We start from the raw sequence: 1,145 nt of genomic DNA on the forward strand, positions 1-1,145 counted from the left end.
AAAGCTGTAGGGAAAGGAACGGGATTAGGGTTGGCGATCGCACAGTCTATTATTGTCGAAAAGCATCAGGGATCGATTGAGGTGAAATCAAATTTGGGAAAAGGAACTGAGTTTGTTATTCGGGTTCCACGACCAACTCAGAGTTAAATCGTCGTGATTAATTAAATTTAGAAAATGTCTCGGAAGAAGATACTTCTTTCCGTAAAAATGTCGGGATAGATTTGTGAGTAAAGAGTTTGAAGTACAGAGAAACAAAAAACTCTTTAACTGGAAAAGCAATAAAAGTAATTGGGTTAATCGTTACAATAATTGTTCTCATATCTGAACAAGCTTGTTTGACAATTTGTTTGGCAACCCAGTCCGGTGACATCACACCAATCGGATTCAAATTACTTTTAAACGGCCCTAAAATTAATTTCCGAATTACACAGGGCGCATCTAAACGTCTGAGGGTAATTAAATCTCCTAAAGTTCGTTTACTGAGTTCGTATAACGGACTCAATGCCGGACTGACTTCGGCTTCGCTGGTATTGACCCAAATTTCTTTGCGAGCAATATCTGTGTTTGTTTCTACGGTTGACAGAAATAATTCGAGTAACCGCCAACTTGAAAACGCATTGATTTCATAAGAGTTTGTGATTGCTTGGGGTGTGCGTTCTCCATGAACATTAATGCCATGATTTAAAATCAGAATATCAACTTTTTTCAATAACTGAGTGAGTTGATCTTCTTCACCGACTTTCCAGGTGATGGTTTTGACGGGATATTCTTCTCCATTGAGATGAATACTAACGGTTTGATCTCCAGACGTGAGGGCGATAACTTTTGCTTCGGCTTGATGAAGTTGTAATAAAAGCGCTCGTCCTAGAGTTCCAGATGCGCCTGTAACTGCGATTGTTTTACCTTTGAGAGAAAGTGCTGTTCCCATCAGTTTATCGACGAAGGTGAGCGTACCACAAAAATAAGCGTTTTGATTGTCAAAATGATGCCGCCAGTGATAAGGACGGTTAACAAACCAGTGAGAGGGCGGTTGATAAAATTCGCCGGGAAGATGAGTAATATCTGTGAGTTGATCGACTTTGGGAATACCGAGTCCTCGGGCAATTGCGGGAAGTAAAAACGAAAGCGTATAAGATCGGAAGAGC

The 1,145-nt window shown here is 40.4% G+C and carries 2 protein-coding genes; one reads left to right on the forward strand and one right to left on the reverse strand.

The genetic code is table 11. From position 1 onward, the window contains the following. On the forward strand, positions 1-147 hold a 147-nt coding region (locus M595_RS29840; RefSeq protein ID WP_023069880.1), incomplete at its 5' end, for an ATP-binding protein. A 10-nt stretch (positions 148-157) separates the two neighbouring features. Here M595_RS29840 and M595_RS27745 read toward each other — a convergent pair. After that, positions 158-1,145: bifunctional sterol desaturase/short chain dehydrogenase (locus M595_RS27745; protein ID WP_023069881.1), on the reverse strand; the 988-nt coding region annotated here is incomplete at its 5' end.

It is taken from the genome of Lyngbya aestuarii BL J, assembly GCF_000478195.2.
GTDB classification, from domain to species: Bacteria; Cyanobacteriota; Cyanobacteriia; order Cyanobacteriales; family Microcoleaceae; genus Capilliphycus; species Capilliphycus aestuarii.